Source organism: Acidiferrobacter sp. (genome assembly GCF_054609335.1).
In genome coordinates this window covers 1-4,423 of record NZ_JBTRWP010000092.1, presented here as the reverse complement: position 1 = coordinate 4,423, position 4,423 = coordinate 1, and the positions used below count along the sequence as shown (strand labels likewise).

The 4,423-nt window shown below is 58.2% G+C and carries 5 protein-coding genes; 1 reads left to right on the top strand and 4 read right to left on the bottom strand.

All coding sequences use genetic code 11. The features are described 5' to 3' along the window. Positions 1-218: 218 nt before the first annotated feature. From ACYCTF_RS14095 to ACYCTF_RS14085, 3 genes are read right to left on the bottom strand one after another with little or no spacing between them, the layout of a single operon-like run. Positions 219-1,646 (bottom strand): ISL3 family transposase, encoded by a 1,428-nt coding sequence (locus ACYCTF_RS14095; protein ID WP_461285075.1) that lies wholly within the window; start codon positions 1,644-1,646, stop codon positions 219-221. Next, a complete protein-coding gene (locus ACYCTF_RS14090; protein WP_461284372.1) occupies positions 1,646-2,227 on the bottom strand; it encodes an AAA family ATPase in 582 nt (193 codons plus the stop codon). Before ACYCTF_RS14090 ends, ACYCTF_RS14095 begins: the two co-directional genes overlap by 1 nt. Then, a complete protein-coding gene (locus ACYCTF_RS14085; RefSeq protein WP_461284371.1) occupies positions 2,227-2,466 on the bottom strand; it encodes a hypothetical protein in 240 nt (79 codons plus the stop codon). Before ACYCTF_RS14085 ends, ACYCTF_RS14090 begins: the two co-directional genes overlap by 1 nt. Positions 2,467-3,047: 581 nt before the next feature. Between ACYCTF_RS14085 and ACYCTF_RS14080 the strand changes: the two genes are divergently transcribed. Next, positions 3,048-3,938 carry a hypothetical protein gene (locus ACYCTF_RS14080; protein ID WP_461284370.1) on the top strand — a complete coding sequence of 297 codons (891 nt, stop codon included), beginning with the start codon at positions 3,048-3,050 and terminating at the stop codon, positions 3,936-3,938. A 359-nt stretch (positions 3,939-4,297) separates the two neighbouring features. On the opposite strand, the gene ACYCTF_RS14075 is transcribed toward ACYCTF_RS14080, so the two are convergent. Further along, a complete protein-coding gene (locus tag ACYCTF_RS14075; RefSeq protein WP_461283876.1) occupies positions 4,298-4,402 on the bottom strand; it encodes a class II aldolase/adducin family protein in 105 nt (34 codons plus the stop codon). Between the last annotated feature and the right edge of the window lie 21 nt (positions 4,403-4,423).

Below are 4,423 nucleotides of genomic sequence, written 5' to 3'. Positions count from 1 at the left end.
GAAAAATATGACGAATATGTCGCAAAATTCTTTCGATACCCGGCGCATGTCGCGCGTCGAGGGATTCCCAACGATCAGGCCCCTTAGCGCCACGTTCGGGCCTGGCACAGCCGGATAGAAGGAGTGGGGGCAGCCAACCGCCATTCTTAGGTTCAGCGGCTGTCACGCACGCGATGCATCGGGAAAACGGATATCCGGAAGCTGTGATCGAAGCGGGCTCACAGCTCGCCGTTTTCCAACAAGCGCGTCAGTGTTGAAATACCGACGCCGTAGTTCTTCGGCGGTTCTGGCAACTCCGCTGATGACGCCTTCGGAAGGGGCTTCGGCGTGACGCGCGGCTTGTGGAAGAAGTGCGCTCCTTCTAGCCCAACTGCCTCCATGCCCTCGCGACCCTTCCAATACAATGTCTCCTTGAGCGCCTGTGCCGAGACCTTCTTCCTAGCGAGCTTCGGCCGACCGTTGGTGCGCTTGTGCGCCCCCTCCGCGAACAGAATCTTGACGCGCAGCGCCTCGAAACTGTAGCCCCGGCCGATGCGGTTCATTACACGGATCAGCTTGTTCAGTGACTCGGTGTGGGCATGGGCAATCGGGTGGTTGAAATACTCCAGAATCCACGGAGCCCAGTTGCCCCAGGCTCGCACCAGGTCGAGGAATGCCGGTGCGATCTCTGGCGTGATTTGATCCTTCCATTGAAGGAAGCGGCCCTGCGCCTCGTCGGGCGACCTCGCATCGTAGATGCCAAAGAAGTCTTCCTTGAGGCGGTACGCCAAGCCGAGCTCCGGGTAGTTTCTAACCCAGCCCGACAGCAGCTGGCTGCCCTCGTCGGTTAGGTCGCGCTCGCGCTTGAGAAGCACCCAGCGATCGTGCATCAGTCCGCGGCGCTGCTTAGGTGTCAGGCGTTCGCGCAATGACTTCCTGATCACCTCCATCGCCTCGTTCGCCATCTTGACAACGTGAAACTTATCGACGATCACCTTGGCGTCCGGGATGACAGCCGCACAGGCGTCGCGATACGGCGCCCACATGTCCATCGCCACGTACTGAATCTGATCTTTGCGTTCCAGGTGATCTAGATACCGGACCACCGTCTCCTTGTTCCGGTTGTGGAGGATGTCGACGATGGTGTTGTTAGCGACGTTGGTAATGACGCACCGAGGCCGGATCAGGTGGATTTCGTCTATACCCATCCACTTCGGTACTTCGAAGCAGACCGTCTTCTTCAGTTCGTTAATGTAGTCCCGGAAGACGGAGCGTACTGACTTCTCGTCAACGCCGATTTCCGCGGCGAGGCTGGCGAACGTCCGCTTGGTGGCCTGCTTACCGATCCAGGCCGTGAGGCGCGAGGTCATGGCCCGGCGCTCATCGATGCCCGGGAGCGGCTCGTAGAACGTCACCGTCTTGCCTTGGCTGATGCTGCACGGGTTACACTTGAAGCGGCGGGTATCGATGTAGAGGCCAACGCGGCGCCCACGGGACGGTAGGTCACGTACCATCTGCGCACGCCGCCCAAAGCCGCTCAGGTCGCTGCTCCCGCAATATGGACAGGCCGGCATGGCCTTGACGGTCGCGTGGATATGGTAGTCGTGCTCGTTCTCATGTAATGCCGTGACCACGTAGGCCGGCAGGTTAAGAATGTTTGCGGGCATTACCGGCCGAGATCGTGAGCACGGGAGCGGGTGAAGCGAGGCGGGATCGCCTCTTTCGCCCACTGCGGCAAATTGCCCGACAAGTGCTTGACGCGGTCCCGCTCGACGGAGAGCAACAGCCGGCGCTTTTCTCTGGTGTTGTCCAGGACGAACACCCGCTCGGCTAGCACGCAAGCTGAGGGCAGATTTGCAAGGCTACGACCGTAGCGACGGGCGACATCCTTGGGTGGGACGGCATGACCGCCGCTCTCCGTACGCTCCAGAATGCGCGCCTGGCACAGCGCCAGGCTCTCAAGGCAGACGAAGATCAGATTGACCTTGTAGCCGGCGTCGGCCGCGCGTTTCATGAGCGCCAGTTCGCGGTTGCCGGATAGGGTGGTGTCGATCGCGAAACTGTCGCCAGCGGCCAGTAGGCGCTCTTGCTCCGCGACGGCAGCCCTGCCTGCCTGAATGGGGTTAAGACTGCTTCCGGCGGCGAGGGTGTCGGGCGATACGACCGGGATGCGCGGCGACAGCCAGCGATCTGCAAGGGTGCTCTTGCCGGCGCCGTTGGGGCCGGCGACGATCCAGAGTTGCGGCATCAGAGGTCCCGAATAACAAACACCTTGCCGTCGGTGCTCACCGATACCAATTGCTTGCGGCCATCTGGGTACTTCTTCACGAGACCTTCCGGGAAACGCGCATCGCCGTAGTAAATCGGGCGGCCTGCATCGAGATGCTGCTGGGCCGCCTGTCCGTCGTCGCTCGTTATCGCCCGCTCGAACTCCGGCGAGGCGAGGTAGGACTCGGCTTGTGTTTGCGATTGCGTTGCTATGGGCATACTGCCTCCTACTGGTGGAATGAAGTGGCACTCGCCGCAACCACATGTTCCGGTTTAAGGATACAGACGCACCCAATCCCAGTCAATCACTACTTCCGGTTTTGCGACGCGGTGTCGCCGCGACCGAAAAGAGAGAAACCAATCACAACTTTGAGGTTCGATGGCTGTCACATACGCACGCGGTGCGTCGAGAAAACCCCGCGGCCTGGCCTCCGGGCCCCTCGTCCAGGCAGAACAGGAGGACGCGCTCAACCGATGTCGACACGCGCTCGTCACATGCGCGATATCTGTGCCCCATTGCCGATAGTAGTGACGGGCGCGCCACCGCTCAATCCATGGGAGGCGTCCTAGGCCGCCCTGATGCCCAAAAGCGCGTGCGCGGGCTGGGCGCGAAGGGGCTGCTCTATTTTTCACATTATCGGAATTCGCGCATAAACGACTGTTATTAGCTAAATCCGATATGGACTGATTATCGGAACGCGACCATAATCCACGCATGCAAGATTTAGCGCGCAACCCCAAGCAGATCGGCAACCTGATCCGCCGTGCCCGCAAGCGGCGGGTATCGAGGTAGGTTGCTCATGCGCGGTTTAAGAAACTTCACGGCAAAGGAATGGCTGCGGGCCTTACCCTTACAGCATGCGTTCAAGCAGGTGCGCAACGATGCCCTGCTTGCGATTTATAGGAGAATACGGCCTCCAGCCCTGCAATCGTTTCTGGACGAGACGCGGCACCTGAAGGGCACAAATATTGCGTTGATCATCGCATTCGAGCAGCCATGGGCGCTGGCTTGGCAGTTGCGCATGATAAAACAAAACCTCGCAGATACGACTGCGCTAGTCTGCGACAATTCGCAGCGGATAGCTGTGAGAGCGGAAATAAAACGTGTTTGTGCCGATAACGGCGTTTCGTACTTGGCGCTGCCAAAAAATCCAACGCATCACGTTAACCGTTCTCACGGCATGGCTTTAACGTGGGCGTTTTATAATATTGTTCAGGAAATTCAGCCGCGTTTATTTGCCTTTCTGGATCATGATCTAATCCCTATCGAACGCGTCTCGCTCGAGGAACGTTTAGGCGGGAAGCCATTTTTTGGCGATGTAAAGATCAGTGATGAGGGTTGGAGCCTCTGGGCCGGCTACTGTATGTACGACTTTGCTGCTGTCACGGACCTACCCCTGAACTTTCTTTACGATTTTTCGCGAGAACTGGACACGGGAGGGCGAAACTATCGCTGTCTTTATCGCCATTATGATTGGCGGGAGCTACGACTTGCCACGAGTGAATCTATAACTAGGAAGGATCCTTTGACCGGGGAATCGCGTCGAATGGAAATGATAGATCACAGCTGGTTCCATATGGGTGGGATTAGTTATAACGACGGATTTCCCGCGAGATTCAAGTTTTTCGAGCATCTGGCGCGAGGACTTGATGAGGGAAAGAGCTGGTCAGTTTTGGTAAATGACGAGTAAATCTTGATCTTAGGTTCAACATACGTGGGCGAGAAGGCTGTTTATCTTGAAATACGCTCAGGAGTTCGAGCCGTTTGTGTATGCGAGGGCGCGCTGGGCGAGTAACCATGAAACACGAGTCTGCCACAGGTTCGGACAGATACCGCTAGCCCATCCAATTCTTAACTTGAGTAGTTAGCGTCAATGCGCTTGTGGGGATGTATAAGGATACACGGTGGTGAGTGTGGCCACCGTAACTAAGGGCCCCAGGGGTGTGGTGATCAGGTTTCGCGAGGGATGTAAGGGAGGCCCTCGGAAATACGGATCGCCACCGCCTCCTCGGGGCCGGGCCTTGAGCGATAGGTCGAGATGGAAGCCGCCTAAAACCCTCGCGCGAGCAGGGTGAGGAGGAACTCCACCGCCTCGAAATGCCGCAAGGCCTCGGAGATCGTCTGCCCCCAGGCGGTGACGCCATGGTCACGCACGATGAGGGCCGGCAGGGGACG